Below are 26250 nucleotides of genomic sequence, written 5' to 3'. Positions count from 1 at the left end.
CGAGCGCGAGGAGACACCCATGCTCATTGGCGTACCCGCCGAAACCGTGGCGGGCGAGACCCGTGTGGCCGTGACGCCGGAGACGGCAAAGAAGCTGGTGGCCCAAGGCCATGTGGTGCGTGTGCAGGCCGGCGCCGGCCTGCACGCCAGCGCCACCGACGCCGCGTACGAAGCGGCGGGTGCGCAGATCACCGACGCCGCCGGCGCCCTGGGCGCTGACCTCGTGCTCAAGGTGCGCAGCCCGCAAGCCAGCGAACTGCCGCTGATGAAAGCCGGCGCCACCCTGGTCGGCATGCTCAACCCCTTCGACGCCGAAGGCCTGCGGGCCCTGGCTGCGGCCGGGCTCACCGGCTTCGCGCTGGAGGCCGCGCCGCGCACCACGCGCGCGCAGAGCATGGACGTGCTGTCCTCGCAGGCCAACATCGCCGGCTACAAGGCCGTGATGCTCGCGGCCAACGCCTACCCGCGCTTCTTTCCCATGCTCATGACGGCCGCCGGCACCGTGAAGGCCGCGCGTGTGGTCATCCTGGGCGTGGGCGTGGCGGGCCTGCAGGCCATCGCCACGGCCAAGCGCCTGGGCGCGGTTATCGAGGCCAGCGACGTGCGCCCCAGCGTGAAGGAGCAGATCGAGTCCCTGGGTGGCAAGTTCATCGACGTGCCCTATGAAACGCCGGAGGAGAAGGAAGCGGCCGAGGGCGTGGGCGGCTACGCCAAGCCCATGCCGCCGAGCTGGCTGCAGCGCCAGGCCGCCGAGGTGGCCAAGCGCGTGGCCATGGCCGACGTGGTGATCTCCACCGCGCTCATTCCCGGCCGCGCGGCGCCCACGCTGATCACCGAAGAGATGGTGAAAAGCATGAAGCCGGGGTCGGTGATCGTGGACATCGCGGCGGGCAAGGGGCCCGCCAATGCCGATGGCAGCGTCGGCGGCAACTGCCCGCTCACCGAAGCCGACAAGACGGTCGTGAAGCACGGCGTGACGATCATCGGCGAGACCAACCTGCCCGCGCGGGTGGCGGCCGACGCCTCCGCGCTGTACGCGCGCAACGTGCTCGACTTCCTCAAGCTCGTGCTGCCGAAGGACGCCGCGGCCGTGCAGGTGCCGCTGGACGACGACATTGTCGTCGCCTGTCTCATGACCCAAGCCGGCGAGGTCAAGCGCAAATGAGCGACACCGCCAGCCGCGTGATGCTGCGGGCCAAGCTGCACCGCGCCACCGTGACCGAAGCCGACCTGCACTACGAAGGTTCCTGCGGCATCGACGAAGACCTGCTGGACGCCGCCGACATGCGGGAGTTCGAGAAGATCGAGCTCTACAACGTCAACAACGGCGAGCGTTTCTCCACCTACATCATCAAGGCCGCGCGCGGCTCGGGCGCCATCTCGCTCAACGGCGCGGCCGCGCGCAAGGCCCATGTGGGCGACCTGCTGATCATCTGCACCTACTCGCCGGTGGCCGACAGCGCGGTGCCGGGCTGGAAGCCGCGCGTGGTGCTGCTGGGTGAGGGCAACCGCATCACCGAGATCAAGAAAACCTAGGAGCCGCCCATGGACGCCGTCTCTCCCACCCTCATCAACCTCATCATCTTCGTGCTGGCCATCTACGTGGGCTACCACGTGGTGTGGACGGTGACGCCCGCGCTGCACACGCCGCTCATGGCCGTGACCAACGCCATCTCGGCCATCGTGATCGTGGGCGCCATGCTGGCCGCCGCGCTCACCGAAACCCCGCTGGGCAAGACCATGGGCGTGCTGGCCGTGGCGCTGGCGGCCGTCAACGTCTTCGGCGGCTTCCTGGTCACGCGCCGCATGCTGGAGATGTTCAAGAAGAAAGAGAAGAAGGCCCCGGCCGCGGGAGACAAAGCATGAGCATGAACCTGGTCGTCCTGCTGTACCTGATCGCCTCGGTCTGCTTCATCCAGGCCCTCAAGGGCCTGTCGCACCCCACCACCTCCATCCGGGGCAACGTCTTCGGCATGACGGGCATGGCCATCGCCGTGCTCACCACCGCCGCGCTCATCGTCGAACTCGCGGGCGGCAAGGCCCAGGGCATGGTTTACGTGCTCGGCGGCCTGGTGGTCGGCGGCGGCGTGGGCGCTTACATGGCCAAGAAGGTCGAGATGACCAAGATGCCCGAGCTGGTGGCCTTCATGCACAGCATGATCGGCCTGGCGGCGGTGTGCATCGCCGTGGCCGTGGTGGCCGAGCCCTGGGCCTTCGGCATCGCCGCGCACGGCCAGTCCATCCCGGGCGGCAACCGCATCGAGCTGGCCCTGGGCGCCTTCATTGGCGCGGTCACCTTCAGCGGCTCGGTCATCGCCTTCGGCAAGCTCTCGGGCAAGTACAAGTTCCGCCTGTTCCAGGGCGCGCCCGTCACTTTCGCCGGGCAGCACAAACTCAATCTGCTGCTGGGCCTGGCCACGGCGTTCTTCATCTTCGGCTTCTGGCATTCGCAGAGCTGGATGGACATCGTGCTGGTGATCGCCCTGGGCTTCATTCTGGGCGTGCTCATCATCATCCCCATCGGTGGCGCCGACATGCCGGTCGTGGTCTCCATGCTCAACAGCTACTCGGGCTGGGCGGCGGCGGGCATCGGCTTCAGCCTGAACAACAGCATGCTGATCATCGCCGGCTCGCTGGTGGGCAGCTCGGGCGCGATCCTGAGCTACATCATGTGCAAGGCCATGAACCGCTCGTTCATCAGCGTCATCCTGGGCGGCTTCGGCGGCGAGGCCGGCGCGGCGGCCACCAGCGGCGTGCAGCGCACCGCCAAGAGCGGCAGCGCCGACGACGTGGCCTTCATCCTGGGCAACGCCGAAACCGTGGTCATCGTGCCGGGCTACGGCCTGGCGGTGGCGCGCGCGCAGCACGCGGTGAAGGAACTGGCCGAGAAGCTCACGCACAAGGGCATCACGGTGAAGTACGCGATCCACCCCGTGGCCGGGCGCATGCCGGGTCACATGAACGTGCTGCTGGCCGAGGCCGAGGTGCCTTACGACCAGGTGTTCGAGATGGAAGACATCAACGGCGAGTTCGGGCAGGCGGACGTGGCCATCGTGCTGGGTGCCAACGACGTGGTGAACCCGCTGGCGCTGCAGAAGGGCAGCCCCATCTACGGCATGCCCATCCTGGAGGCCTACAAAGCCAAGACCGTGATCGTGAACAAGCGCTCCATGGCCGCGGGCTACGCGGGCCTGGACAATGAACTGTTCTACATGGACAAGACCATGATGGTCTTCGGCGACGCCAAAAAAGTCGTCGAGGACATCACCAAAGCCGTGGAGTGAGACCTCGCCCGCCGGGCGCACAACGAGAGGAGACCTGCATGCCGACCGCCACCGCCGACCGCCCCTGGCTCGCCGCTTACCCCGAAGGGGTGCCCGCCGACATCGACGTGAACCAGTACCCCTCGCTGGTGCACCTGATGGAGGAGAGCTTCCGGCGCTTCGGCGAGCGGACCGCCTACAGCTTCATGGGCAAGGACGTGAGCTTCGCGCAGACCGACGCGGCCTCGCAGTCCGTGGCGGCCTACCTGCAGGGCCTGGGCCTGGTGAAGGGCGACCGCGTGGCGATCATGATGCCCAACGTGCCGCAGTACCCGGTGGTCGTCGCGGGCATCCTGCGCGCGGGTCTGGTGGTGGTGAACGTGAACCCGCTGTACACCGCGCGCGAACTGGAGCACCAGCTCAAGGACTCGGGCGCCAAGGCCATCGTCATCATCGAGAACTTCGCCCGCACGCTGGAACAGTGCATCGCGGCCACGCCGGTGAAGCACGTGGTGCTCGCGGCCATGGGCGACATGCTGGGCTTGCTCAAGGGCGGCCTGGTGAACTACGTGGTGCGCAAGGTCAAGAAGATGGTGCCGGCCTTCAACCTGCCGCAGGCGGTGCGCTTCAACGACGCCCTTGCGCGCGGCGCGCGCGGCGCGTTCAAGAGGCCCGAGATCAAGGCCGACGACATGGCCGTGCTGCAGTACACCGGCGGCACCACGGGCGTGAGCAAAGGCGCGGTGCTCCTGCACCGCAACATCATCGCCAACGTGCTGCAGTCCGAGGCCTGGAACGACCCGGTGATGAAGAAGGTCCCGGCCGGCGAGCAGCCCACCAGCGTGTGCGCGCTGCCGCTGTACCACATCTTCGCGTTTACCGTGAACATGATGCTGAGCCTGCGCGTGGGCGGCAAGACCATCCTCATCCCCAACCCGCGCGACCTGCCCGCGGTGCTCAAGGAGCTGAGCAAGCACCGCTTCCACAGCTTTCCCGCGGTGAACACGCTGTTCAACGGCCTGGCCAACCACCCCGACTTCAACACCGTGGACTGGAGCCACCTGAAGGTCTCGGTGGGCGGCGGCATGGCGGTGCAGGGGGCGGTGGCCAAGCGCTGGCTCGAGAAAACCGGCTGCCCGATCTGCGAAGGCTACGGCCTGTCCGAAACCAGCCCCTCGGCCACCTGCAACCCCACCACCAGCACCGAGTACACCGGCACCATCGGCGTGCCCCTGCCCAATACGCGCCTGAAGTGCCTGGACGACGAGGGCCGCGAGGTGCCCGTGGGCCAACCCGGCGAGATCGCGATCCACGGCCCGCAGGTGATGGCGGGCTATTGGCAGCGCCCCGACGAGACCGCCAAGGTCATGACGCCCGACGGCTACTTCAAGAGCGGCGACATCGGGATCATGGACGAGCGCGGCTACTTCAAGATCGTGGACCGCAAGAAGGACATGGTTCTGGTCAGCGGTTTCAACGTCTACCCGAACGAGGTCGAGGACGTGGTCGCGCAGTTGCCCGGCGTGCTGGAGTGCGCCGTCGTGGGCGTACCGGACGACAAGACCGGCGAAGCCGTGAAGCTGGTGATCGTGAAGAAGGACCCGTCGCTCACCGAGGAGCAGGTGCGCGAGTTCTGCCGCGCCAACCTCACCGGCTACAAGCAGCCGCGCGTGATCGAGTTCCGCACCGATCTGCCCAAGACGCCGGTGGGCAAGATCCTGCGCCGCGAGCTGCGCGACAAGTGAAGCGCTGAGCCGGCATGACGCTTGCGCTGGTCAGCGCCCTGCCGCAGGAGCTCGAGGCCGTGCTCGCACTGCTGCCCGACGAGCAGCGCACCGCGTTCGCCGGGCGCGGCTTCTGGCGCGGCCACCTGCATGGGCAGGAGGTGGTGGCGGTGCTCTCGGGCATCGGCAAGGCGGCGGCGGCCACCACCACCGCGCTGCTGATCGCGCGCTTCGGCGCCAGCGCCGTCGTGATGACGGGCGTGGCTGGCGGCCTGCGCGCAGGCGTGAAGGTGGGCGACGTGGTGGTGGCGGCCGAACTGCTGCAGCACGACATGGACGCTTCGCCGGTCTTTCCGCGCCACGAGGTGCCGGGTTACGGGCGCTCGCGCTTCGCCACCGACGGTGCCCTGAGCGATCGCCTGGCGCGCGCCTGCGAGGCCACGCTGCGCGAGGCCCCAGCCGCGCTGGGCGCCGCGGCGGTTGAGGCCTTCGGCCTGGACGACTCGCGCGTGCACCGGGGCCTGCTCCTGACGGGCGACCGCTTTGTGTCGCGCACCGCCGAGAGCCAGGCCCTGCAGCGCGAGCTGCCGCACGCGCTGGCCGTGGACATGGAGAGCGCGGCCGTGGCCCAGGTGTGCGCGGATTTCGGCGTGCCGCTGGCGGTGGTGCGCACCATCTCCGACCGCGCCGACGACGCGGCCCACATCGACTTCCCGCGCTTCCTCACGCAGGTGGCGAGCCGCTACAGCGCGGCCATCGTCGAGCGCCTGCTCGGCGAGTCAGCGTAGCCAACCCCTTTTCCTGAAGTAGAGCATCGGCACCACGGCCGACAGCACCATCAGCCCGATCGCCAGCGGGTAGCCGAAGCGCCAGGTCAGCTCGGGCATGAACTGGAAGTTCATGCCGTAGCTGCTGGCCACCAGCGTCGGTGGCAGCAGGGACACGCTGGCCACCGAGAAGATCTTGATGATCTTGTTCTGGTTGATGTTGATGAAGCCGACCGTGGCGTCCATCAGGAAGTTGATCTTGTCGAACAGGAAGGCCGTGTGACCGTCGAGCGAGTCGAGGTCGCGCAGGATCTGGCGCGCGTCCTCGAACTGCTCGGCGCTCAGCAGGCGGCTGCGCATCATGAAGCTCACCGCGCGGCGCGTGTCCATGACGTTGCGGCGGATGCGGCCCGACATGTCCTCGTGGCGCGCGATGGCCGACAGCGCCTCGCCCAGGGCCGAGTCGCTGGCCTCGCTGGACAGCACCTTGGCGCTCACCGTTTCCAGGTCGTCGTAGATGTCCTCCAGCGTGTCGGCGCAGTACTCGGCGTCGGCGTCGAACAGCATCAGCAGCACGTCCTTGGCGTCGTCGATCAGGCCGGGCATGCGCCGCGCGCGCATGCGCAGCAGGCGGAACACGGGCACGTCTTCGTCGTGGATGGAGAACAGCACGCCGCGGCTCTTGAGCGAGTCGTTGTGCTCGTTGAGGATGAAGGCCACGCGCACCGCGCGCGGGTCTTCGTCGTCGTCGATGAGGAAGTCGCTGCGCACGTGCAGCTCGCCGTTGTCCTCCTCGAAGAAGCGCGCCGACTCCTCGATGTCCTCGTCCATTGCGTCTTCCGGGATGGACAGGCCGAAATGCTGCTTGACCCAGCGGCGTTCTTCGGGGGTGGGGTCTTCCAGGTCGACCCAGATGGGCTTGAACTTGGCGAGCTCTTCCAGGGACTCGATCTCTTCCTGGAAGAGGCGGCCGTTGGCCAGGGTAAAGACATTGAGCATGGCGCGCTCCTGCGTGTCGGTGGCGGTCTGGCGGTGGCCGGGAATCCGGCCGGCGGGTTCGGTGGCGCTTTCAGCCAGCCGCCCGTCCAGGCCGCAGCGTCGGGGCGCTGCTCAGACGGTCGCGGGGAGGGCTGAAAGCACACGACTGGGGGGTGTGCTGTCCATCAAGGGCTCCGTGTGCAAAACGGCCGCGATTATCGCACCGGGTCTGACGCCGCGGGGCGGCCAGCGGGTGCCAGGAAGGCCTTCAGCTCGTCCTGGCGGCGCCAGGCGTCGTGCTCGCCCAGGGCCATGAGCGCGTGCACGAAGCCGGGCTCGAACAGCAGGTAGCTGGCCAGGGCGGCGGCGCTGGCATTGGCGCCGCGCCGCGTGTCCAGCGCGCCCAGGCCGATGAGCGTGTGGCGCGTGGTCACGGGCAGTTCGTTCACGTGCTTGAGCGCGAGTTCGTCGAGCGACACGCTGGGCTGGATGGCCATCACCTCCACCGGGTGGTAGGGCAACAGGGTCGAGACCTCGGGTGGCAGTCGCGCCAGGGTCTGGCTCACACGCATGGTCTGCTCCACGTCGGCCTGCAGGGTGTCGTGGAAGACGCTGGCCATGGCGTGGCCGGCGATGGTGCCCGCCGTGAGTTCGGCGGTGTCGTGCCGCCCGGCCAGGCCCGCGCGCTGCGGCTGGCCCACGCCGACGACCAGGATGCGGCGCGCGCCGAACTGGATGGCGGGCGACAGCGGCGAGAGCTGGCGCATGGAGCCGTCGCCGAAGTGCTCGCGGTGGCCGCTCACCCACAGGGGCACGGCCGGGAACAGGAAGGGAATGGCGCTGGAGGCCATCAGGTGTTCGATGGTGATGGGCTGGAACTCGGCGCGCCGCCCGGGCCGGTGCCAGGCGGGCACCGTGCTGTCGGCGCGGGTCTGGCAGAAGGTCCAGTGTTCGCCGGTGGAGTAGCTCGACGCGGTCACGCCGAGCACGTCGATCGCGCCGCGCTCCAGCGCCGTCTCCAGCCCTTGCAGATCGATGTGGCGGTGCAGGGTGTTCACCAGCGGCAGGGTGTCGAGCAGGGCGCGGTGGCGCTTGACCTGGCGCGCCAGCGTCCAACCCGCGAGCACGCGACTGGCGCGCACCCAGGTGGGCGCTTCCAGGCGGTAGACCTGGTCGGAGCGCAGTTTCAGCCAGAACTCGCCGAGCGCGGGCAGCGCGGCGGCGCCATCGTCCGCGCGGCAGGCCAGGAAGCTGGCGTTGAGGGCGCCGGCCGAGGTGCCGAACAGCCAGCGGAAGGGAAAGGCCGCGCCGCCCTCGGGCCGCATGGCGGCCACGGCCTTGAGCACGCCGGCCTGGTAGGCGGTGCGCGCGCCGCCGCCCATGAGCACGAGGGCGCAGCCGTCGGCCCTGGGCCCGCCGGGGTGGCGCAAGGGAATGCTGTGGCTGAGGACGGTGTCGAGCGACATGCCGGGGCCGCGGGTCGTGCTCAGCGTGGCCGGGCGGAGGCGGCCAGCAGGGCCAGGCTGGTGCGGCGCGTGACCGGCGCGGCGAGGGGGCCATGGGTGGGGGGCATGCGGGGCTCCTGGCGAAGTCGTTCGGCCCGCTACGCTATCACGGCGATTCGGCCGGCGGCTGGGTGGGCCAAGCGATCCTCGATCGCGCGCGATGCGCCGCCAGGGCGTTGTCCACCGGCGGGAGCACAGGCGCGCGCGGGCGCCGCGACACAGCATCGGCGACACTCGGCCACCCCGCTTCGATCGCTGCCCGTGACCGATCCCTCGCCCCTCAGTTCCACGCGCGAACGCTGGCTGCTGCTCACCGTGGCCGGCATCCAGTTCACCCACATCCTGGACTTCATGATCGTGATGCCCCTGGGGCCGCAGTTCACGCGGCTCTTCGGCATCAGCGACGCGCAGTTCGGCCTGCTGGTGTCGGCCTACACGCTGTCGGCCGGCGCTTCGGGCCTGCTCGCCGCCACCTATGTCGACCGCTTCGACCGCCGCACGCTGCTGCTGTGGCTCTATGGCCTGTTCGCCCTGGCCACGCTGGCCTGCGGCCTGGCCCCGGGCTATGGCTTCCTCATGGGCGCGCGCATCGCCGCCGGCGTGTTCGGCGGCGTGCTGTCGGCGCTGGCGCAGACCATCGTGGCCGACGTGGTGCCCTTCGAGCGGCGGGGCCGCGCCATGGGCATCGTCATGTCCGCGTTCTCGTTTTCCACGGTGGCCGGGGTGCCGCTGGGCCTGTGGCTGGCCGGCTGGGCGGGCTGGCACGCCACCTTCATCGCCATCGCGATGCTGTGCGCCGTGTGCCTGGCCGGCGCCAGCCTGACCCTGCCGCCGCTGCGCGGCCACCTGCGGGCCGGCCCGTCCACGGTCTGGCGGGGCTTGGTCTCGGCGCTGGCCGAGCGCAACCACTGGCGCGCTTTTGCGCTGTCGGCGCTCATGATGTTCACCGGCTTCACGGTGATCCCCTTCATCACCATCTACATGCAGGCCAACGTGGGCCTGGGCGACGCCGACATCCCCATGCTGTACCTGGTGGGCGGCGCGGTCACCCTGCTGACGGCGCGTTGGTTCGGCCGTTTGACCGACCGGCACGGCAAGGTGCCCACCTTCAGCCGCCTGGCCCTGCTCGTGGCGCTGCCGCTCATGGCCACCACGCTGCTGCCGCCGGCGCCGCTGTGGGTCGCGCTGGTCGTGTCCACCGGCTTCTTCGTGCTCATGTCGGGCCGCATGATCCCGGGCATGGCCATCATCACCTCGGCCGCCGAACCGCGCCTGCGCGGCACCTTCATGGCGCTCAACGCCGCGGTGCAGTCGGCCGCCATGGGACTGGCCTCGCTGGTCGGCGGGCTGATCATCGTGCGCGATGCCGCCGGTCGGGTGGAGCACTACTGGGTGGCGGGTCTCATCGGCGTGGCCGCCAGCTGCGCCAGCGTGGCCGTGGCGCGGCGGCTTCGCCTGCATGGCGCGCAGCAGGGGCCCGACCGCCGGTCCTGAAGGCGATCCGGAAGTCACGATTTCTGACGGTTTCGGCTTGCGTGCTCAGGGCATCGTCGGCATAGTGGGTCTCAAGCCATCCCGTGGTCGCCGGATGGCCCTGCCGCCGGCGGCCTGTGTCAACCCGGAGCAATTGGAGGCTCATCCATGAACCTGACGATCAACGGTCACGACCTCGAGGTCACTCCCGCCCTGCGCGGCTACGTCACCAGCAAGCTCGAACGCATTTCCCGACACTTCGACCAGGTCGTCGACATCCGGGTGCTGTTGAAAGTGGACAACCTCAAGGAAAAGGCCCTGCGGCAACGTGCGGAATGCAACATCCACGTGAAAGGCCGTGACCTGTTCGCCGAGAGCGCCCATGCCGATCTGTACGCCGCCGTCGATGAGTTGGCCGACAAGCTCGATCGCCAGGTGCTGCGCTACAAGACCAAGACCCAGGAACACAACCACGAAGCCGTCAAACGCCTGATGTGAAAACGGTCACAACCCGCACCGTTGGCGGGTTCCCGGCCGTGCTGCACTGCAACAAGCCGCTTGAATTGTCAAGCGGCTTTTTTGTCCTTTTCATCTAGGCGTGGGAAAGCAGAAGCGCATAATCCGCGCCCGAAAGGGCCCCCATGAACCGACTGTCTGCCATATTGCCCGCCGCGCAGGTGCTCGTCGCCGTCGACGCCACCAGCAAAAAGCGCGCCTTCGAGGAAGCGGGCCTGCTGTTCGAAACCCTGCACGGCCTCAACCGCGCGCTCATCACCGACAGCCTGTTCGCGCGCGAGCGCCTGGGTTCCACTGGCCTGGGTCATGGGGTGGCCATTCCGCATGGCCGCATCAAAGGCCTCAAGCAGCCGCTGGCGGCGGTGTTCCAACTCGACAGCCCCATCGGTTTCGACGCCCCGGACGAGCTGCCGGTGCAGCTCATGATTTTCCTGCTGGTGCCTGAAGCGGCCACGCAGAAACACCTGGAAATCCTGTCGGAGATCGCCGAGCTGCTCAGCGACAGCGCCTTGCGCGAGCGCATGAAGTCCTCGTCCGACGCCGGTGCGCTGCACGGGCTGATTGCCAACTGGCAGTCCGCGCACGCCGCGGCCTGAACACCGTTCTCCATTGAAACCCACCGTCGTCAGCGCCGACGTCCTCTTCGAGGACCACCGGGACACGCTGAAGTGGCAGTGGATCGCGGGCCTGGGCGCCTCCGAGCGCCGCTTCGACGAGGTGGCGATCCGCGCGGCGCGCTCGGGCGCCGACCTGGTCGGCTACCTCAACTACATCCACCCCTACCGCCTGCAGGTCATCGGCGAGCGTGAGGTGGCTTACCTCACCAGCCCCAGCACCGAGGACAACAAGCGCCGCGTGGCACGCATCGTGACGCTGGAGCCGCCGGTGCTGGTGGTGGCCGACGACAAGCCCGCGCCCGACGAACTGCTCGCCATGTGCGAGCGCGCCCAGATCCCGATGTTCGCGACCCACGAGTCCGCGGCCTTCGTGATCGACGTGCTGCGCGCCTACCTGTCGCGCCATTTCGCCGACCGCGCCACCATGCACGGCGTGTTCATGGACATCCTGGGCATGGGGGTCCTGATCACGGGCGAATCGGGCCTGGGCAAGAGCGAGCTGGGGCTGGAACTCATCTCGCGCGGCCACGGCCTGGTGGCCGACGACGCGGTGGACCTGTACCGCATCAACCAGACCAGCGTGGAAGGCCGCTGCCCCGAGCTGCTGCAGAACCTGCTGGAGGTGCGCGGCATCGGCCTGCTCGACATCAAGGCCATCTTTGGCGAGACGGCGGTGCGCCGCAAGATGCGGCTGCAGCTTATCGTGCACCTGGTGCGCCGCGAGACCATGGAGCGCGACTACGAGCGCATGCCCTACGAGCCGCTGTACCAGGACGTGTTGGGCGTGCCCGTGCGCAAGGCCGTGATCCAGGTGGTGGCGGGGCGCAACATCGCCGTGCTGGTGGAGGCCGCCGTGCGCAACACCATCCTGCAGCTGCGCGGCATCGACACCTACCAGGAGTTCGTGCAGCGCCACCGCGCCGCCATGTCGCGCGACGAGTGACGAACGCCGCGCCTAGCGGTGGCCGCCGGGGACCTTGCCGGCGCTGCGGTGCGGGCAGTCGCCCTTGGTGCAGTTCGCGTAGAGCGACAGCGCGTGCTCCTGCAGCGCGAAGCCGCGCGACTTGGCCACCATCTGCTGGCGCTTCTCGATCTCCGCATCGAAGAACTCCTCGACGCGCCCGCAGTCCAGGCAGACCAGGTGGTCGTGGTGCTGGCCCTCGTTGAGTTCGTAGACGGCCTTGCCCGATTCGAAATTGCTGCGCGTGAGCAGGCCGGCCTGTTCGAACTGCATCAGCACGCGGTAGACGGTGGCCAGGCCGATGTCGCTGCGCTCGTCGAGCAGCACGCGGAACACGTCCTCGGCCGTCATGTGGCGCTGCGTGGCGTTCTGAAAGACCTCCAGGATCTTCAGGCGCGGCAGCGTGGCCTTCAGGCCGGTGCTCTTGAGGTCTTCGATGTTGGACATGGCGCTCGCTTCGGGCTCACTACAATGGCCGACCGATTATCGTCCGCCTTGCGCCGGCCGCGCCAGTGCAGGGCCAGTAGGCCCCCACCCGGGTTTTCGCCATGTCCTTCTCCAAGTTTCGAATCTCGCTCGCGCTGGCTGCCCTGCTGGCGCTGGGCGGTTGTGGCAGCGTGGCCAACTGGGTCACGCCGTACAAGATCGACATCCTTCAAGGCAATGTGATCACCCGCGAGCAGGTTGAGGCGCTCAAGCCCGGCATGCCGCGCGAGCAGGTGCGCGACATCCTGGGTTCGCCCCTGCTGGCCAGCGTGTTCCACGCCGACCGCTGGGACTATGTCTTCACCCTGCAGCGCCGGGGCCAGGAGCCCTTGCGTCGCCGCGTGACCGTGTTCTTCAAGGACGGCGTGCTCGAGCGCCACGAGGCCGACGAGCTGCCCACCGAGGCCGAGTTCGTGGCCTCGCTGGACGCGCGCCGCGACAAGAAGGCCAAGCCGCCCGCGCTCGAGGCCACCGAGCAGCAGCTCAAGGACTTCGCCGAGCGCAACAAGCCGCAGGCCCCGCCGCTGCCCGCCAGCGCCGCGCCCACGCCCGCCACCACCAACTTCCCGCCGCTGGAGTCGGGCCGATGAGCGTTGCCACCACCCCCCACCGCGTCTGTGTCGCGGGGGCCAGCGGCCGCATGGGCCGCATGCTGATCGAGGCCGTGCGCGACAGCGGCGACTGCCGGCTCAGCGGCGCGCTCGACGTGGCCGCCAGCCCCGCCATCGGACAGGACGCCGGCGCCTACGCCGGCCAGCCGACCGGTGTGCCAATCACCGCCGATCTGGCCCAGGGCCTTCAAGGCAGCGACTGCCTGATCGATTTCACCCGCCCCGAGGGCACCATGGCCCACCTGGACGCCTGCGTGGCGCAGGGCGTCAACCTGGTCATCGGCACCACCGGCTTCAGCGAGGCGCAGAAGGCCCGCATCGCCGAGGCCTCCCAGCGCATCGCCATCGTGATGGCGCCCAACATGAGCGTGGGCGTGAACGTCACGCTCAAGCTGCTGGAGATGGCGGCCAAGGCCCTGTCCACGGGCTACGACATCGAGATCATCGAGGCCCACCACCGCCACAAGGTGGACGCGCCCAGCGGCACCGCGCTCAAGATGGGCGAGGTCATCGCCGGCGCCCTGGGCCGCGACCTCAAGGACTGCGCGGTCTACGCGCGCGAAGGCGTCACCGGCGAGCGCGACCCGTCCAGCATCGGGTTCGCCACCATCCGCGGCGGCGACATCGTGGGCGACCACACCGTGCTGTTCGCGGGCACCGGCGAGCGCATCGAGATCACGCACAAGTCCGCCAGCCGCAGCACCTACGCCCAGGGCAGCCTGCGCGCGGTGCGCTTCCTCGCCGGCCGCCGCGCCGGGCTGTTCGACATGTTCGACGTGCTGGGGCTGCGCCAGGCCTAGCCGGCCGGTGGCGGTTCACCGACGAGGGCGCGCGCCGGCGGCGCCCGCCGGGCGCGCGGCCTAAAATCCCCGCTCCCACGGGCGAGCCGCGCCCGTCCGGCTTCTCTGGTCTTCCCCGTTCCCATGCAAGACAAATACGCCCACCAAGACGTCGAGCGCGCCGCGCAGGCCCACTGGACCGCCCGCGACGCCTACCGCGTCACCGAAGACGCCGGCAAGCCCAAGTTCTATGCCTGCTCCATGCTGCCTTACCCCAGCGGCAAGCTGCACATGGGCCACGTGCGCAACTACACCATCAACGACATGCTCACGCGCCAGCTGCGCATGAAGGGCTACAACGTCCTCATGCCCATGGGCTGGGACGCTTTCGGCCTGCCGGCCGAGAACGCGGCGATCAAGAACAAGGTGCCGCCCGCGAAGTGGACCTACGACAACATCGCCTACATGAAGCGGCAGATGCAGGCCATGGGCCTGGCCATCGACTGGAGTCGCGAGGTTGCCACCTGCTCGCCCGATTACTACCACTGGAACCAGTGGCTGTTCCTCAAGATGCTGGAAAAGGGCATCGCCTACCGCAAGACCCAGGTGGTGAACTGGGACCCGGTGGACCACACCGTGCTCGCCAACGAACAGGTCATCGACGGCCGCGGCTGGCGCACCGGCGCGCTGGTCGAGAAGCGCGAGATCCCGGGCTACTACCTCAACATCACCGCTTACGCGGGCGAACTGCTCGACCACGTGCAGATCGGCAACCCCAAGGCCACGCTCAGCGGCTGGCCCGACAAGGTGCGCCTGATGCAGGAGAACTGGATCGGCAGGAGCGAGGGCCTGCGCTTCGCCTTCCCGCACCAGATCCGGGACGCCAGCGGCGCCCTCATCGGCGACGGCCGCCTCTACGTGTTCACCACGCGCGCCGACACCATCATGGGTGTCACCTTCTGCGCCGTGGCGCCCGAGCACCCGCTGGCCACGCACGCGGCCGCCAGCGATCCGGCGCTCGCCGCCTTCATCGAGGAATGCAAGAAGGGCGGCACCACCGAGGCCGAGCTGGCGCTGAAAGAGAAGGAAGGCCTGCCCACCGGCCTGAGCGTCACCCACCCCATCACCGGCGCGGCCGTGCCGGTGTGGGTCGGCAACTACGTGCTCATGGGCTACGGCGACGGCGCCGTCATGGGCGTGCCCGCACACGATGAGCGCGACTTCGCCTTCGCCAGGAAGTACGGCCTGGCGATCCCGCAGGTGGTGGCCGTCGAGGGCGAAAGCTTCAGCGCCGACGCCTGGCAGGAGTGGTACGGCGACAAACAGCGCGGCGTCTGCGTCAACAGCGGCTTCCTCGATGGCCTGGGCTACCAGGCCGCCGTCGACAAGGTCGCCGAGGCGCTGGCCGCCCAGGGCCTGGGCGAGAAGAAAACCACCTGGCGTCTGCGCGACTGGGGCATCAGCCGCCAGCGCTACTGGGGCACGCCCATCCCCATCATCCACTGCCCCGAACACGGCGCCGTGCCCGTGCCCGAGAAGGACCTGCCCGTGGTCCTGCCCGAGGACTGCGTGCCCGACGGCAGCGGCAACCCGCTCAACCACCACGAGGGCTTTCACGCCGGCGTGGTCTGCCCGGTGTGCGGCGCCGCGGCGCGGCGCGAGACCGACACCATGGACACCTTCGTGGACTCGTCCTGGTACTTCATGCGCTACTGCGACCCGAAGAACAGCGAGCGCATGGTGGCCGAGGGCACGGCCTACTGGATGCGCGACCAGAAGCTGGCCACCGGCGGCAGCGGCATGGACCAGTACATCGGCGGCATCGAGCACGCCATCCTGCACCTGCTGTACGCGCGCTTCTGGACCAAGGTCATGCGCGACCTCGGCCTGGTCACGGTGGACGAGCCCTTCACCCACCTGCTCACGCAGGGCATGGTGCTCAACCACATCTACAGCCGCCGAACCGACAAGGGCGCCAAGGAATACTTCTGGCCGCACGACGTGGACAACGTGCTTGACGAGGGCGGCAAGATCGTCGGCGCGAAGCTGAAGAACGCCGTGGGTGACCTGCCCGTGGGCACGCCCATCGACTACGAGGGCGTGGGCACCATGTCCAAGTCCAAGAACAACGGCGTCGACCCGCAGGACCTGATCGAGAAGTACGGCGCCGACACCGCGCGCCTGTACACCATGTTCACCGCGCCGCCCGAGGCCACGCTGGAGTGGAACGATGCCGCGGTGGAGGGCAGTTACCGCTTCCTGCGCCGGGTCTGGGGCTACGGCCACAAGCGCCAGGCGCAGGGCCCATCCGGCACCACGCAGGGCGCGCTGGCCGCGGGCGTGGGCCAGGCCTCGCTGTCCAAGGCCGCCAAGGCGCTGCGACTGGAGATCCACACCGTGCTCAAGCAGGTGGACTACGACTACCAGCGCATGCAATACAACACCGTGGTCTCGGGCGCCATGAAGATGCTCAACGCGCTGGAGGGCTTCACGCCCGAGGGCGCGGGCGACGAGGCCGCCGCCGCCGAGGGCTTCGGCATCCTGCTGCGCTGCCTGTACCCGGCCACGCCGCACATCGCGCACACGCTCTGGACCGAGCTCGGCTACGCCGCGCACGGCGGCGAGCTGCTGGACGCGCCCTGGCCGCAGGCCGACGCGTCCGCGTTGCAGCGCGATCAGATCGAACTCGTGCTGCAGATCAATGGCAAGCACCGCGGCAGCGTCACCGTGCCGGCCAGCGCCGACAAGGCCGCCATCGAGGCCGCCGCGCTCGCCAGCGAGGCCTTCGTCAAGCAGGCGGCCGGCGCCGCGCCCAAGAAGGTCGTGGTGGTGCCGGGCCGCCTCGTCAACGTGGTGGTGTGACCATGAACAGGCGTCTCCTGCTCGGTGGTGCGGCGGCCCTGGCCTTGCCGGCCTGCGGCTTCAAGCTGCGCGAGGCGCCGCACTTCGCGTTCGACGCCGTGCAGCTCACCGGCGTGGCCGGCTACGTGACCGCGCAACTGCGCCGCGAGATGCAGGTCAACGGCCTGCGCGTGGACGGCAACCCGTTGCCGCCGGTGATTCTCACCGCCCAGGTGGACCAGCGCGAGCGCGTGGTGGTGGGCCAGACGGCCGCCGGCCAGGTGCGCGAACTGCAGCTGCGCGTGCGCTTTCGCTTCAACCTGCGCACGCGCGAGGAGCGCATGCTCATCGACGACAGCGAGCTGCTGCTCGAGCGCGACCTGAGCTTCAACGAAACCGTGGTGCTCGCCAAGGACGCCGAAGAGCAGATGCTCTACCGCGACATGACCACCGACATCGCGCAGCAGGTGATCCGCCGCCTCGCGTCGGTGCGCCAGCTCTGACGGCATGCAGCTCGCCGCGAACCAGCTCCAGGCCCAGCTCCAGAAGGGCCTGCGCAGCCTCTACACCCTGCACGGCGACGAGCCGCTGCTGATCCAGGAAGCGGGCGACGCCATCCGCGCCGCCGCGCGCGCCCAGGGCTACACCGAGCGCACCGTGCACACCATGGCCGGCGCGCACGCCGACTGGTCGGCGGTGCTGGCCAGCGGCGCGTCGCTGAGCCTGTTCGCCGACAAGCAGATCGTCGAGGTGCGCGTGCCCTCGGGCAAGCCCGGCAAGGACGGCTCGGCCGCCCTGCAGCAGCTCGCCGAGTCCGCCGACGGCAATGACAGCACGCTCACCCTGGTGGTGCTGCCGCGCCTGGACATGGCCACCCAGAAAAGCGCCTGGTTCGCCGCGCTCGACGCCCACGGCGTGACCGTGCGCGTCGACCCGGTGGACCGAAAGGCGCTGCCGCAGTGGATCGCCACGCGCCTGCAGGCCCAGGGCCAGCGCGTGGCCGCGGGCGAGGAGGGCCAGCGCACCCTGGCCTTCTTCGCCGACCGCGTCGAAGGCAACCTGCTGGCCGCGCACCAGGAGATCCAGAAGCTCGCGCTGCTGCACCCACAGGGCGAGCTGGGCTTCGAGCAGGTCGAGTCGGCCGTGCTCAACGTGGCGCGCTTCGATGCCTTCAAGCTCGCCGAGGCCGTGCTGGCCGGCCAAGTGGCGCGTGTGCAGCGCATGCTCGACGGCCTGCAGGCCGAGGGCGAGGCGCCCGTGCTGGTGCACTGGGCGCTGGCCGAGGACATCCGCACGCTCAACCGCGTGCGCGGCGCGGTGGACGACGGCCGCCCGCTGCCCATCGCCCTGCGCGAAAGCCGCGTCTGGGGCGTGAAGGAAAAGCTGGTCGAGCGCGTGCTGCCCACGCTGGGCTCGGCGCAGCTGGCGCGCTGGCTGGACGACGCCCACACCGTGGACGGCATCGTCAAGGGCCTGAAATTCCCCGACTGGCCCGCCGAGCCCTGGCAGGCCCTGCACCAGCTGGCGATGAAGGTGGCGCGCGCCTGCGCGCCGCGCTGAAGCGCTTCGCTCAGCCCGCGCGCTGGGCCGTGGCGCGGTAGTCCGACGGCGTGCGCCCCGTGTGCTCGCGGAACACGCGGCTGAAGTGCGCGGTGTTGTTGAAGCCCCAGGAAAACGCGATCTCGGTGATGGTGCGCGTGGCGCTGGCCGCATCGCCCAGCTCGCGCATGCAGCCCTGCAGGCGCTGGCGCAGGATGTACTGGGCCAGGGTGTCGTCCTCGGCGCTGAAGGCCTTGTGCAGGTGGCGCTTGCTGCAGTTCATGGCGCTGGCGATGTGGTCCAGCGACAGGCCGGGGTCGCGCAGGTGGCGGCCGATGTGCACGCGGATGCGGTCGCGGAACGCCTCCAGCTGCGTGCGCCCGTCGCCGCGCCCGGCCAGCTCCAGCAGCGACAGCCGCACCAGCTCCACGATGGCCTCGCCCGCGCCGCGCGCGGCCGACTCGCTCATGCCTGGCAGCTCCTGGTAGGTGGTGCGCATGGTCTCCAGCGCCACGCGTGCGATGCCCGAGACGCCACCGAACTGCCGCGCCATCAGCGGCTCCAGCGCCAGGCCGCGCTCGGCCAGCTGGGCCTTGGGCAGCATCACGATCAGGTGCTCCACCTGCTCGGGGTTGGCCACGGCGTAGGCGTCGGTGGTGTCGTAGATGGCCCAGCCGCCGGGCCGCACCCAGGCCTCGCGGCCCGATTGCTGCACGCCCGCGCTGCCGCGCCAGGGCGCCACGATCTTGAGGTAGGGCCGCTCGCCCGCGCGCGCCTGGCGGTCGCTTTTGATCACGCGGTGTCGGTTGGCCTCCAGCCGCGTCAGTACCACGTCGCCCGCCTGCGAGGCGCTCATGTGGCCTTCGAAGTCGGTGTCGCCGTAGAGGTCGGAGTCCAGGCCGCCGAAGTGCGTCCACACCCACTCGCGCCAGATCGCCGCGCGCTCGGCGGGCGCCACGGCGTCGGTGCTCATCGGGGTGGGATCGCTCACGGTGGTCGGGGTTGGCGGGCTGGGGCTGCCATTGTTGCGTGATGTCTCAGGTCCCGCGAGGGCGTTGGATTGCGGGTAAACCCGCACCCCCATGCGCGATTGGTCAAGCGGACAGTGCGTCCACGGTACAGCGGCGCGCGGGCGCATTTCCTACCATGGCGGCGTCCGAGGACAACCCCCAACACCAGGAGACGAGCATGGCCATGAGCAACCGCCGAGTGATGATCCAGCAGACCGCCGCCGCCGTGGGCGCCATGGCGGTCGCCCCGCAGCTGATGGCGCAAAGCGCGCCGGTGCGCGTGGGCTACAGCATGTCGCGCACCGGCCCGTGGACGGGCGGCGCCCAGACCAGCCAGGAACCCAACTTCCTGCTCTGGGCCGAGCAGCAGAACGCCGCCGGCGGCCTGGACGTGAAAGGCGTGCGCCGCAAGATCGAGCTCATCAGCAGCGACGACCGCAGCGACGTCGAGACCGTGGTGCGCACCTACGAAAAACTCATGGGCAGCGACAAGGTCGACCTCATCCTGCCGCCCTGGGGCTCCAACGCCAACTTCGCCGTCGCGCCGCTGGCCAACCGCTTCGGCTACCCCTTCCTGGCGCCCACCGCGCTGTCCAAGCGGCTGGTGGACCTGAAGCTGCCCTACTTCTTCCTGTTGCTGCAGCAGCCCAAGCCCATGTGCGACGCCCTGGTCGACATGCTCAAGGCCAGCGGCGCCAAGACCGTGGCCTGCATTTACGTGGACGACCTGTTCGGTCTGGAGAACTACGCTGCCCTCAAGGTGGCGCTGCAGGGCAGTGGCATCAGCCTGGTGCAGGACACCAGCTACCCCGGCGGCGTGAAGGACCTCAGCCCCACGCTGCGCGCCATCAAGGACAAGAACCCCGACGCGTTCGTGGGCTTCACCTACCCGCCCGACACCATCCTTGCCAGCCGCCAGGCCAAGGAGATCGGCTTCAATCCGAAATTCTTCTACGCCTCGGTGGGCACGGCCTTCCCGCTCTACAAGAACGTCATCACCGCGGCCGGCGCCGAAGGCGTGCTCGGCATGGGCTCGTGGAACAGCAAGACCAGCCCCGGTGCCAAGGCCTACTTCGACGCCCACGTGGCCAGCCAGAAGAAGGAACCCGACCGTTGGGCCAGCGGCGCCTGCTGGGCCGGCATGGAGATCCTCACCAACGCCGTCAAGCAGCACGGCCTGGACCGCAAGGCCATCCGCGACTACGTGGCCAACACCACGCACAAAACCATCCTGGGCGACATCAGGTTCCAGGGCAGCGAGAACGTGGGCACGCCCGGCACCGTGGGCCAGTGGCAGAACGGTGAGTTCGAGGTGGTGTGGCCGCAGCAGGTGGCCACGGCCAAGCTGAACCCGAACAAGCCCGCCTGGAGATAAGACCACCCCCGCGCCGCGCCCGCGGCGCGTCACCCCCTCAAGGAGGCAACGCCTGCGGCCCGGCAAAGCCGGTTCCGCGGCGTTCTGGATCACTCCCCCTCATTCATCGAATGTCCTTCTCTTCCTGGCTTGAACTGATCGCCTCCGGTCTCATCACCGGGGGCATCTACGCGCTCGTCGCGCTGGGCCTGAACCTGCAGTACGGGCTCATGCGCATCCTCAACATCGCGCACGGCGAGTTCCTGATGGTGGGCGCCTTCATCACCTGGATGGCGGCCGCCACCTTCGGCCTCTCGCCGCTGTGGATGATCCCGGTCTCCTTCGCGCTGCTCATGGCCATCGGCGTGGCCGTGCACTGGCTGTGCTTTCGCCGCCTCACCGCCACCTCGCCCAACCTCGACGTGTTCGAGGCGCGCGGCCTCATGGTCGCCTTCGGCCTCATGTTCTTCGTGCAGAACGCCATCTCCTGGATCTGGGGCGGCGACCTGCGCGGCTACGACTACCTCACCCAACCCTTCGCCATTCCGCTGCCCGGCGGGCAGGCCCAGTTCGCGGTGAACAAGCTGCTGGTCTTCGGCCTGGCCCTGCTGTTCGCGGGCGCGCTCATCGTGCTGCTGCGCACCACCCTGCTGGGCAAGGGCGTGCGCGCGCTCATGCAGTCGCCCACCGGCGCGATGCTCGTGGGCATCGACACCAAGCGCCTGCACCCGCTCATGTTCGGCATCGGCCTGGGCCTGTCGGGCGTGGCCGGCTGCCTGCTGTCCATGGCCTACACCATCAGCCCTTCGATGGGCGAGCCCTACACCGTCACGGCGCTCATCGTCATCACCCTCGGCGGCTTCGGCAGCATGGGCGGCGCGCTCGCGGGCGGCCTGCTGCTGGGCGTCATCGAGGCCATCGGCATGCACTTCACCAACCCCTCGCTCAAGGCCTTGCTGAGCTACATCGTGTTCATCGGCGTGCTGCTGCTGCGCCCTGAAGGCCTGTTCTCGCGCAAGACAAGAAAAGCATGACCCCCACGCTCGTCACTTCGTGTACTTCGCTGCCCCCCGAGGGGGCTCTCGGCTCCTTGGGGCGGCCCGGCGGAGCCAAGGCATGACCCCGAGACAGTTCCTCATCCGCGATGCGCTCGTGCTCTTCGGCCTCACCGGCTGGGCCGTGGCCCTGCCCGGCTTCGCCAGCGACTTCGTGGTCTCCATGGCGCTCACCTGCCTGATGTACATCGCGCTCTCCTCGAGCTGGGCGCTGTTCTGCGGCAGCACGCGCTACCTCTCGCTCGCCACCTCGGCCTTCTTCGGCATCGGCGCCTACACCAGCGCCATCGGCCTGGAGACCTTGAGCTGGCCGGTGGCCATCGCGACCGGCGCGGGCATCGCGGCCGTGGTGGCGGTGGTGATGGGCGCGGCCGTGCTGCACCTGCGCGGCACCTACTTCGCCGTGCTCACCTTCGGCATGACGGAGTTGATCCGCCACGCCATCAGCTACTTCGAGAAGAGCGTCACCGGCACCGTGGGCCGCGTGCTCATGGTGGTGCCCGAGCGCGACACCATCTACTTCACCGTGCTGCTGCTGGCGGTGCTGGCGGTGGCGCTGTCCATCGCCATCCGCCGCACGCGCTTCGGCCTGGCCATGATGGGCATCGGCGCCGACGAGCAGCGCGCCCAGACGCTGGGCGTCAACACGCGCCTGGTCAAAACCGCCGGCTTCGCGCTCACCGCGGCCATCGCCGGCGCCGTGGGGGCGGCCATGAGCGTTCGCTGGACCTACATCGACCCGCACACCGTCTTCAACCCCTTCATCGGCTTCCAGACCGTGCTCATCGCGCTCATCGGCGGCGCCATGACGCTGTGGGGCCCGCTGATCGCGGCCATCGTCTTCAGCGTGCTGGCCGAGACCCTGCGGCTGCAGGTGCCGCAGGTCTACATGATGTCGCTGGGCCTCTTGCTCATCCTCTCGGTGCTGTACCTGCCGGGTGGCCTGGCCTCGGTGCGCGCCGACACCTTCAAGGGCTGGTGGCGCGACGGCAAGGCCTGGTGGAAGCAAACCAAGGACGACCTGAGCGGCGAGACCGAGCGCCGCAAGCAGCGCGAGAAAAAACAGCGGGAGGCGCGCCATGTCTACTGATGCCAACATGGCGCCCCCACGCTCCGCCGCTGCGCGGGTCGCTGCCCCCCAAGGGGGCGCGGCCGAGCGTGGGGCGGCCCGGCGCTCGACCCAGCCCCTGCTGGTGGCCCAGGACATCACCGTGCGCTTCGGCGGCCTCACCGCGGTCGACCAGGTCAGCGCCAGCTTCATGCCCGGCGAACTGGTCGGCATCATCGGCCCCAACGGCGCCGGCAAGACGACCTTCTTCAACGCCATCTCCGGCGTCACCCCGCCCACCAGCGGCCGGCTGGCGCTGCGCGGCCGCTCGCTCGCGGGCCAGGCGCCGCACCGCTTCGCGGCCCAGGGCCTGGCGCGCACCTTCCAGACCCCGCGCACCTTCGGCGACATGCTCGTGCGCGACAACATCGCCTTCGGCCTCAAGTTCGCCGGCCGGCGGCGGCGCGAGTACCTGTTCTGGGGCGACGAGGTCGGCGTGCCCTGGGTGCTGCGCACGGCCGACAGCATCCTCGGGCTCATCGGCCTGGGCGCGCAGGCCGAGCTGCCCGCCGCCGCCATCACGCCCTCGCAGCAGCGCCTGCTCGAAATCGGCATGGCCCTGGCCACGCGGCCCCAGCTGCTGCTGCTGGACGAAGTGGCCGCCGGCCTCACCGAAAACGAAGTGGAGGACATGGCCCGCCTGATCCGCCGCCTGCGCGACGAGCTGGACCTCACCGTGGTCTGGATCGAGCACGCCGTGAGCACCCTGCTGCGCCACGTGGAGCGCGTCATCGTGCTGCACCAGGGCCGCAAGATCGCCGACGACGTGCCGCGCGCCGTCATCCGCAACCCCGAGGTCATCGAGGCCTACCTGGGCGACGAGATGGGCGAGGCCGAAGCCGAAGGGGCCGTCGCATGATGTGGTACCGCCAAGACCCCTTCCGCCTGGGCGGCGCGAGCCAGGCCCACCTCAAGATCGACGGCCTGAGCGCGGGCTACGGCGCCTTCCTGGTGCTGCGCGATCTGAAGCTTGAAGCCAGGCCCGGCCTCACCGTGGTGCTGGGCCCCAACGGCGCCGGCAAGACCACGCTGCTCAAGGCCATCAACGGCCTCATTCCGCGCCAGGGCGCGGTGCTGCTGAACGGCGAGGAACTGGCCGAGAAGACGCACGAGATCGTCCAGGCCGGCGTTGCGTTGGTCCCTGAAGGCCGGCAGCTTTTCCCGCAGATGAGCGTGAACGAGAACCTGGAGCTCGGCGGCTGGCTGGTGCCCAAGGCCGAGCGCGCGCGCCGCATGGACCAGGCCTTCAAGGACTTCCCGAAACTGCGCGAACGCGCCCATCAGTTGGCCGGCACCATGAGCGGTGGTGAACAGCAGATGGTGGCCGTGGCCCGCGCCATGATGTGCGCGCCGCGCCTGCTCATGCTCGACGAGCCCTCGCTGGGCCTGGCGCCCAAGATGGTGGACGAGCTGCTGGGCATCGCGCGCCGCATCGCCGACGCCGGCACCACCGTGCTGATGGTGGAGCAGAACGTGAAGAAGGCACTGGCCGTGGCCGACCGCGGCTACGTGCTGGAGCGCGGCGCCATCGTCGCCAGCGGGCCTGCCCAACTGCTCGCGCGCTCCACCGTCATCCGCGAGGCCTACCTGGGCGCCGACAAGGACCCGGCCACCGGCACCACCAGCGCCACCGACGCGGTGCAGCGCCGCAAGGCCGTCGCTGCCTGACCGCACCCGCACACACTCACAAACGACCGCACACGCCCAAGGAGAACCCATGTCCGACCTGTCCATGCTCATCAACGGCCTGAAGGTCACCGCCGAAAAAGGCGCCACCTTCGAACGCCGCAACCCGCTCGACGGCAGCGTGGCCACGCGCGCGCCCGCCGCCAGCCCGGCCGACGCGGTGATGGCCGTCGAAGCCGCCGCCGAGGCCTTCAAGACCTGGAGCGAAACCGGCCCCGGCGAACGCCGCGCCCTGCTGCTGAAAGCCGCCGACGCGCTGGAAGCCAAGACGCCCCGGTTCATCGAAGCCGTGGCCGCCGAAACCGGCGGCACCGCCATGTGGGCCGGCTTCAACTGCATGCTCGCGGCCGGCATGATCCGCGAGGCCGCCGGCCTCACCACGCAGATCTCGGGCGAGCTGATTCCCTCCGACGTGCCCGGCTCGCTCGCCATGGGCGTGCGCCAGCCGGCCGGCGTGGTGCTCGGCATCGCGCCCTGGAACGCGCCCATCATCCTGGGCGTGCGCGCCATCTGCGTGCCCCTGGCCTGCGGCAACACCGTCGTCTTCAAGGGCAGCGAGAACTGCCCGCGCACCCACCAGCTCATCGTCGAGTCCTTCCAGGACGCGGGCTTTCCCGCCGGCGTGGTGAACTACATCACCAACGCCCCGGCCGACGCGGGCGCGGTGGTGGAAGCCATCGTGGCCCACCCGGCGGTGCGGCGCGTCAACTTCACCGGCTCCACCAAGGTCGGCAAGATCATCGCCATGACCTGCGCCAAGTACCTCAAGCCCGTGGTGCTGGAGCTGGGTGGCAAGGCGCCCATGGTCATCCTGGACGACGCCGACATCGACGACGCCGTGAACGGCGCGGCCTTTGGTGCCTTCGCCAACAGCGGCCAGATCTGCATGAGCACCGAACGCCTCATCGTCGACAGCAAGATCGCCGACGAGTTCGTGAAGCGCTTCGGCGACAAGGCCAGCCAGCTGCCCGTGGGCGACCCGCGCAAGCCCGAGCCCGTGGTGCTGGGCTCGGTCATCGGCATGAACACGGTGAACTTCTGCAACGAGCTCATCGACGACGCCCTGGCCAAGGGCGCCAAGCTGGTGTGCGGCGGCAAGAGCACCGACACCCTGATGCCCGCCACCGTGCTCGACCACGTGACGCCTGAGATGCGCATCTACCGCGAAGAAACCTTTGGACCGGTGAAGTGCATCGTGCGCGTGAAGGGCGTGGAAGAGGCCATTGCCTGCGCCAACGACAACGAATACGGCCTGAGTGCATCCGTCTTCGGCAAGGACATTGCGCGCGCCTACAACGTGGCCCGCAAGATCGACAGCGGCATCTGCCACGTGAACGGCCCCACCGTGCACGACGAAGCGCAGATGCCCTTTGGCGGCGTGAAGGGCTCGGGCATCGGCCGCTTCGGCGGCAAGGCCGGCATCGCCGAGTTCACCGAGCTGCGCTGGATCACGGTGCAGACCACGCCGCGGCACTATCCGTTCTGAGTTGGGGTAGCGGGGAGGGGGAGGACGAAGGCCCTGGAAGTGGATGCTTCCAGGGCCTTTGTTTTGGCTGGTGCTTCCTTCGTCACGCAAAGGATGCCAATGGTGTGCCCCAAACACCGCCACCCCTCTGCGACTCGACCCAATACTCACTGCCTTCACATCACCTGGGAGTTGGGTTTGAGCTTATCCAGACATGTCATCAAAGCGAGCTTTCAGTCGTTGCACGACTACCGAGAGAAGGCCTCCGCCCTGGCCAATGCCGCGCTGACGGTGATGCGCGAGCAGCGCGAGAATCGGCCCGCCTCAGATGGGGAGTTGATCGTTGGGGTCCTCCTGAGCTTGTTGGAGCGGAGGGACGATCTTCTTGATGCGGAGGCTGGGTTGAGCAGTATGTTGGATCGGTCGGCGGCGGAGGCTTGACGCTGGATTGAGCGGGCGATAGGGCTGTCCGGCCGCTTGAGACTGGGTGCGGTCGGTTGGGCTAGCGCTGT

The 26250-nt window shown here is 69.1% G+C and carries 25 protein-coding genes; 21 read left to right on the top strand and 4 right to left on the bottom strand.

Features of this window, described 5'->3' with window-relative positions:
- Positions 1–19 precede the first annotated feature (19 nt).
- The 6 genes from JNX00_RS21585 to JNX00_RS21560 are packed head-to-tail and all read left to right on the top strand — an operon-like array spanning position 20 to position 5775.
- Positions 20–1165, top strand: a complete 1146-nt coding sequence (locus JNX00_RS21585; RefSeq protein WP_204743656.1) for a Re/Si-specific NAD(P)(+) transhydrogenase subunit alpha — start codon at positions 20–22, stop codon at positions 1163–1165.
- Positions 1162–1536, top strand: a complete 375-nt coding sequence (gene panD, locus JNX00_RS21580; protein ID WP_070399815.1) for an aspartate 1-decarboxylase — start codon at positions 1162–1164, stop codon at positions 1534–1536. The genes JNX00_RS21585 and panD overlap by 4 nt, the downstream gene beginning before the upstream one ends.
- Positions 1537–1545: 9 nt before the next feature.
- Positions 1546–1866, top strand: a complete 321-nt coding sequence (locus JNX00_RS21575; protein WP_070399816.1) for an NAD(P) transhydrogenase subunit alpha — start codon at positions 1546–1548, stop codon at positions 1864–1866.
- Positions 1863–3284, top strand: coding sequence for an NAD(P)(+) transhydrogenase (Re/Si-specific) subunit beta (locus JNX00_RS21570; RefSeq protein WP_070399817.1), 1422 nt, complete (start codon positions 1863–1865; stop codon positions 3282–3284). The genes JNX00_RS21575 and JNX00_RS21570 overlap by 4 nt, the downstream gene beginning before the upstream one ends.
- A 38-nt stretch (positions 3285–3322) precedes the next feature.
- Entirely contained in the window at positions 3323–5008 is a 1686-nt protein-coding gene (locus tag JNX00_RS21565) for a long-chain-fatty-acid--CoA ligase (protein ID WP_070399818.1), read from the top strand.
- 14 nt (positions 5009–5022) lie between these two features.
- Positions 5023–5775, top strand: coding sequence for a 5'-methylthioadenosine/adenosylhomocysteine nucleosidase (locus JNX00_RS21560; protein ID WP_204743655.1), 753 nt, complete (start codon positions 5023–5025; stop codon positions 5773–5775).
- On the opposite strand, the gene corA is transcribed toward JNX00_RS21560, so the two are convergent.
- On the bottom strand, positions 5767–6753 hold the full coding sequence (corA, locus tag JNX00_RS21555) for a magnesium/cobalt transporter CorA (protein WP_070399820.1): 987 nt from the start codon (positions 6751–6753) through the stop codon (positions 5767–5769). The genes JNX00_RS21560 and corA overlap by 9 nt on opposite strands.
- A 194-nt stretch (positions 6754–6947) precedes the next feature.
- Complete coding sequence (locus JNX00_RS21550; protein WP_204743654.1) at positions 6948–8198, bottom strand: patatin-like phospholipase family protein; 1251 nt, start codon at positions 8196–8198, stop codon at positions 6948–6950.
- A gap of 300 nt (positions 8199–8498) precedes the next feature.
- Between JNX00_RS21550 and JNX00_RS21545 the strand changes: the two genes are divergently transcribed.
- The 4 genes from JNX00_RS21545 to hprK all read left to right on the top strand — a co-directional run bounded on the left by JNX00_RS21545 (position 8499) and on the right by hprK (position 11786).
- Positions 8499–9731, top strand: coding sequence for an MFS transporter (locus JNX00_RS21545; protein WP_239478205.1), 1233 nt, complete (start codon positions 8499–8501; stop codon positions 9729–9731).
- 147 nt (positions 9732–9878) lie between these two features.
- Positions 9879–10208: a ribosome-associated translation inhibitor RaiA gene (gene raiA / locus JNX00_RS21540; protein WP_070399823.1), complete on the top strand. Its 330-nt coding sequence runs from the start codon at positions 9879–9881 to the stop codon at positions 10206–10208.
- A 143-nt stretch (positions 10209–10351) separates the two neighbouring features.
- A complete protein-coding gene (locus tag JNX00_RS21535; protein WP_070399824.1) occupies positions 10352–10822 on the top strand; it encodes a PTS sugar transporter subunit IIA in 471 nt (156 codons plus the stop codon).
- Between the two features lie 13 nt (positions 10823–10835).
- On the top strand, positions 10836–11786 hold the full coding sequence (hprK, locus tag JNX00_RS21530; RefSeq protein ID WP_070399825.1) for an HPr(Ser) kinase/phosphatase: 951 nt from the start codon (positions 10836–10838) through the stop codon (positions 11784–11786).
- A 12-nt stretch (positions 11787–11798) separates the two neighbouring features.
- Here the strand turns inward: hprK and fur are convergent, their stop codons facing one another.
- Positions 11799–12251, bottom strand: a complete 453-nt coding sequence (fur, locus tag JNX00_RS21525; protein WP_204743653.1) for a ferric iron uptake transcriptional regulator — start codon at positions 12249–12251, stop codon at positions 11799–11801.
- A 101-nt stretch (positions 12252–12352) separates the two neighbouring features.
- On the opposite strand from fur, the gene JNX00_RS21520 reads away from it, so the two are divergent.
- From JNX00_RS21520 to holA, 5 genes are all read left to right on the top strand, one after another.
- Positions 12353–12880, top strand: coding sequence for an outer membrane protein assembly factor BamE (locus JNX00_RS21520; protein ID WP_070399827.1), 528 nt, complete (start codon positions 12353–12355; stop codon positions 12878–12880).
- Positions 12877–13701: a 4-hydroxy-tetrahydrodipicolinate reductase gene (gene dapB, locus JNX00_RS21515; protein ID WP_070399828.1), complete on the top strand. Its 825-nt coding sequence runs from the start codon at positions 12877–12879 to the stop codon at positions 13699–13701. Before JNX00_RS21520 ends, dapB begins: the two co-directional genes overlap by 4 nt.
- Positions 13702–13824: 123 nt before the next feature.
- Positions 13825–16542, top strand: coding sequence for a leucine--tRNA ligase (gene leuS, locus JNX00_RS21510; protein ID WP_204743652.1), 2718 nt, complete (start codon positions 13825–13827; stop codon positions 16540–16542).
- Between the two features lie 2 nt (positions 16543–16544).
- Positions 16545–17024 carry an LPS assembly lipoprotein LptE gene (gene lptE, locus JNX00_RS21505; protein ID WP_070399830.1) on the top strand — a complete coding sequence of 160 codons (480 nt, stop codon included), beginning with the start codon at positions 16545–16547 and terminating at the stop codon, positions 17022–17024.
- Between the two features lie 4 nt (positions 17025–17028).
- Positions 17029–18081: a DNA polymerase III subunit delta gene (holA, locus tag JNX00_RS21500; RefSeq protein WP_204743651.1), complete on the top strand. Its 1053-nt coding sequence runs from the start codon at positions 17029–17031 to the stop codon at positions 18079–18081.
- 10 nt (positions 18082–18091) lie between these two features.
- Here holA and JNX00_RS21495 read toward each other — a convergent pair whose 3' ends face one another.
- Positions 18092–19051, bottom strand: coding sequence for a helix-turn-helix domain-containing protein (locus JNX00_RS21495; RefSeq protein ID WP_204743650.1), 960 nt, complete (start codon positions 19049–19051; stop codon positions 18092–18094).
- 197 nt (positions 19052–19248) lie between these two features.
- Here JNX00_RS21495 and JNX00_RS21490 point away from each other — a divergent pair, with 197 nt between their 5' ends.
- From JNX00_RS21490 to JNX00_RS21465, 6 genes are all read left to right on the top strand, one after another.
- Positions 19249–20445: an amino acid ABC transporter substrate-binding protein gene (locus JNX00_RS21490; RefSeq protein WP_070399833.1), complete on the top strand. Its 1197-nt coding sequence runs from the start codon at positions 19249–19251 to the stop codon at positions 20443–20445.
- Between the two features lie 110 nt (positions 20446–20555).
- Positions 20556–21458 carry a branched-chain amino acid ABC transporter permease gene (locus tag JNX00_RS21485; protein ID WP_070399834.1) on the top strand — a complete coding sequence of 301 codons (903 nt, stop codon included), beginning with the start codon at positions 20556–20558 and terminating at the stop codon, positions 21456–21458.
- An 82-nt stretch (positions 21459–21540) separates the two neighbouring features.
- Complete coding sequence (locus tag JNX00_RS21480; protein WP_204743649.1) at positions 21541–22569, top strand: branched-chain amino acid ABC transporter permease; 1029 nt, start codon at positions 21541–21543, stop codon at positions 22567–22569.
- Positions 22559–23446, top strand: a complete 888-nt coding sequence (locus JNX00_RS21475) for an ABC transporter ATP-binding protein (RefSeq protein WP_239478204.1) — start codon at positions 22559–22561, stop codon at positions 23444–23446. Before JNX00_RS21480 ends, JNX00_RS21475 begins: the two co-directional genes overlap by 11 nt.
- Positions 23443–24255: an ABC transporter ATP-binding protein gene (locus tag JNX00_RS21470; protein WP_204743648.1), complete on the top strand. Its 813-nt coding sequence runs from the start codon at positions 23443–23445 to the stop codon at positions 24253–24255. Before JNX00_RS21475 ends, JNX00_RS21470 begins: the two co-directional genes overlap by 4 nt.
- A gap of 49 nt (positions 24256–24304) precedes the next feature.
- Positions 24305–25759, top strand: coding sequence for an aldehyde dehydrogenase (locus JNX00_RS21465; protein WP_204743647.1), 1455 nt, complete (start codon positions 24305–24307; stop codon positions 25757–25759).
- Positions 25760–26250: the final 491 nt, after the last annotated feature.

The sequence above is a fragment of the Hydrogenophaga sp. YM1 genome, assembly GCF_016903055.1.
GTDB classification, from domain to species: Bacteria; Pseudomonadota; Gammaproteobacteria; order Burkholderiales; family Burkholderiaceae_C; genus Hydrogenophaga; species Hydrogenophaga borbori.
The sequence above is the reverse complement of the archived record's forward strand: the minus strand, read 5'-3'. Positions and strand labels throughout refer to the sequence as shown.

Bases quoted from the DNA above. Each gene is read 5' to 3' on its own strand.
- JNX00_RS21585 (WP_204743656.1), top strand. From the start codon at position 20: ATGCTCATTGGCGTACCCGCCGAAACCGTGGCGGGCGAGACCCGTGTG.
- panD (WP_070399815.1), top strand. From the start codon at position 1,162: ATGAGCGACACCGCCAGCCGCGTGATGCTGCGGGCCAAGCTGCACCGC.
- JNX00_RS21575 (WP_070399816.1), top strand. From the start codon at position 1,546: ATGGACGCCGTCTCTCCCACCCTCATCAACCTCATCATCTTCGTGCTG.
- JNX00_RS21570 (WP_070399817.1), top strand. From the start codon at position 1,863: ATGAGCATGAACCTGGTCGTCCTGCTGTACCTGATCGCCTCGGTCTGC.
- JNX00_RS21565 (WP_070399818.1), top strand. From the start codon at position 3,323: ATGCCGACCGCCACCGCCGACCGCCCCTGGCTCGCCGCTTACCCCGAA.
- JNX00_RS21560 (WP_204743655.1), top strand. From the start codon at position 5,023: ATGACGCTTGCGCTGGTCAGCGCCCTGCCGCAGGAGCTCGAGGCCGTG.
- corA (WP_070399820.1), bottom strand. From the start codon at position 6,753: ATGCTCAATGTCTTTACCCTGGCCAACGGCCGCCTCTTCCAGGAAGAG.
- JNX00_RS21550 (WP_204743654.1), bottom strand. From the start codon at position 8,198: ATGTCGCTCGACACCGTCCTCAGCCACAGCATTCCCTTGCGCCACCCC.
- raiA (WP_070399823.1), top strand. From the start codon at position 9,879: ATGAACCTGACGATCAACGGTCACGACCTCGAGGTCACTCCCGCCCTG.
- JNX00_RS21535 (WP_070399824.1), top strand. From the start codon at position 10,352: ATGAACCGACTGTCTGCCATATTGCCCGCCGCGCAGGTGCTCGTCGCC.
- fur (WP_204743653.1), bottom strand. From the start codon at position 12,251: ATGTCCAACATCGAAGACCTCAAGAGCACCGGCCTGAAGGCCACGCTG.
- JNX00_RS21520 (WP_070399827.1), top strand. From the start codon at position 12,353: ATGTCCTTCTCCAAGTTTCGAATCTCGCTCGCGCTGGCTGCCCTGCTG.
- dapB (WP_070399828.1), top strand. From the start codon at position 12,877: ATGAGCGTTGCCACCACCCCCCACCGCGTCTGTGTCGCGGGGGCCAGC.
- leuS (WP_204743652.1), top strand. From the start codon at position 13,825: ATGCAAGACAAATACGCCCACCAAGACGTCGAGCGCGCCGCGCAGGCC.
- lptE (WP_070399830.1), top strand. From the start codon at position 16,545: ATGAACAGGCGTCTCCTGCTCGGTGGTGCGGCGGCCCTGGCCTTGCCG.
- holA (WP_204743651.1), top strand. From the start codon at position 17,029: ATGCAGCTCGCCGCGAACCAGCTCCAGGCCCAGCTCCAGAAGGGCCTG.
- JNX00_RS21490 (WP_070399833.1), top strand. From the start codon at position 19,249: ATGGCCATGAGCAACCGCCGAGTGATGATCCAGCAGACCGCCGCCGCC.
- JNX00_RS21485 (WP_070399834.1), top strand. From the start codon at position 20,556: ATGTCCTTCTCTTCCTGGCTTGAACTGATCGCCTCCGGTCTCATCACC.
- JNX00_RS21480 (WP_204743649.1), top strand. From the start codon at position 21,541: ATGACCCCGAGACAGTTCCTCATCCGCGATGCGCTCGTGCTCTTCGGC.
- JNX00_RS21475 (WP_239478204.1), top strand. From the start codon at position 22,559: ATGTCTACTGATGCCAACATGGCGCCCCCACGCTCCGCCGCTGCGCGG.
- JNX00_RS21470 (WP_204743648.1), top strand. From the start codon at position 23,443: ATGATGTGGTACCGCCAAGACCCCTTCCGCCTGGGCGGCGCGAGCCAG.
- JNX00_RS21465 (WP_204743647.1), top strand. From the start codon at position 24,305: ATGTCCGACCTGTCCATGCTCATCAACGGCCTGAAGGTCACCGCCGAA.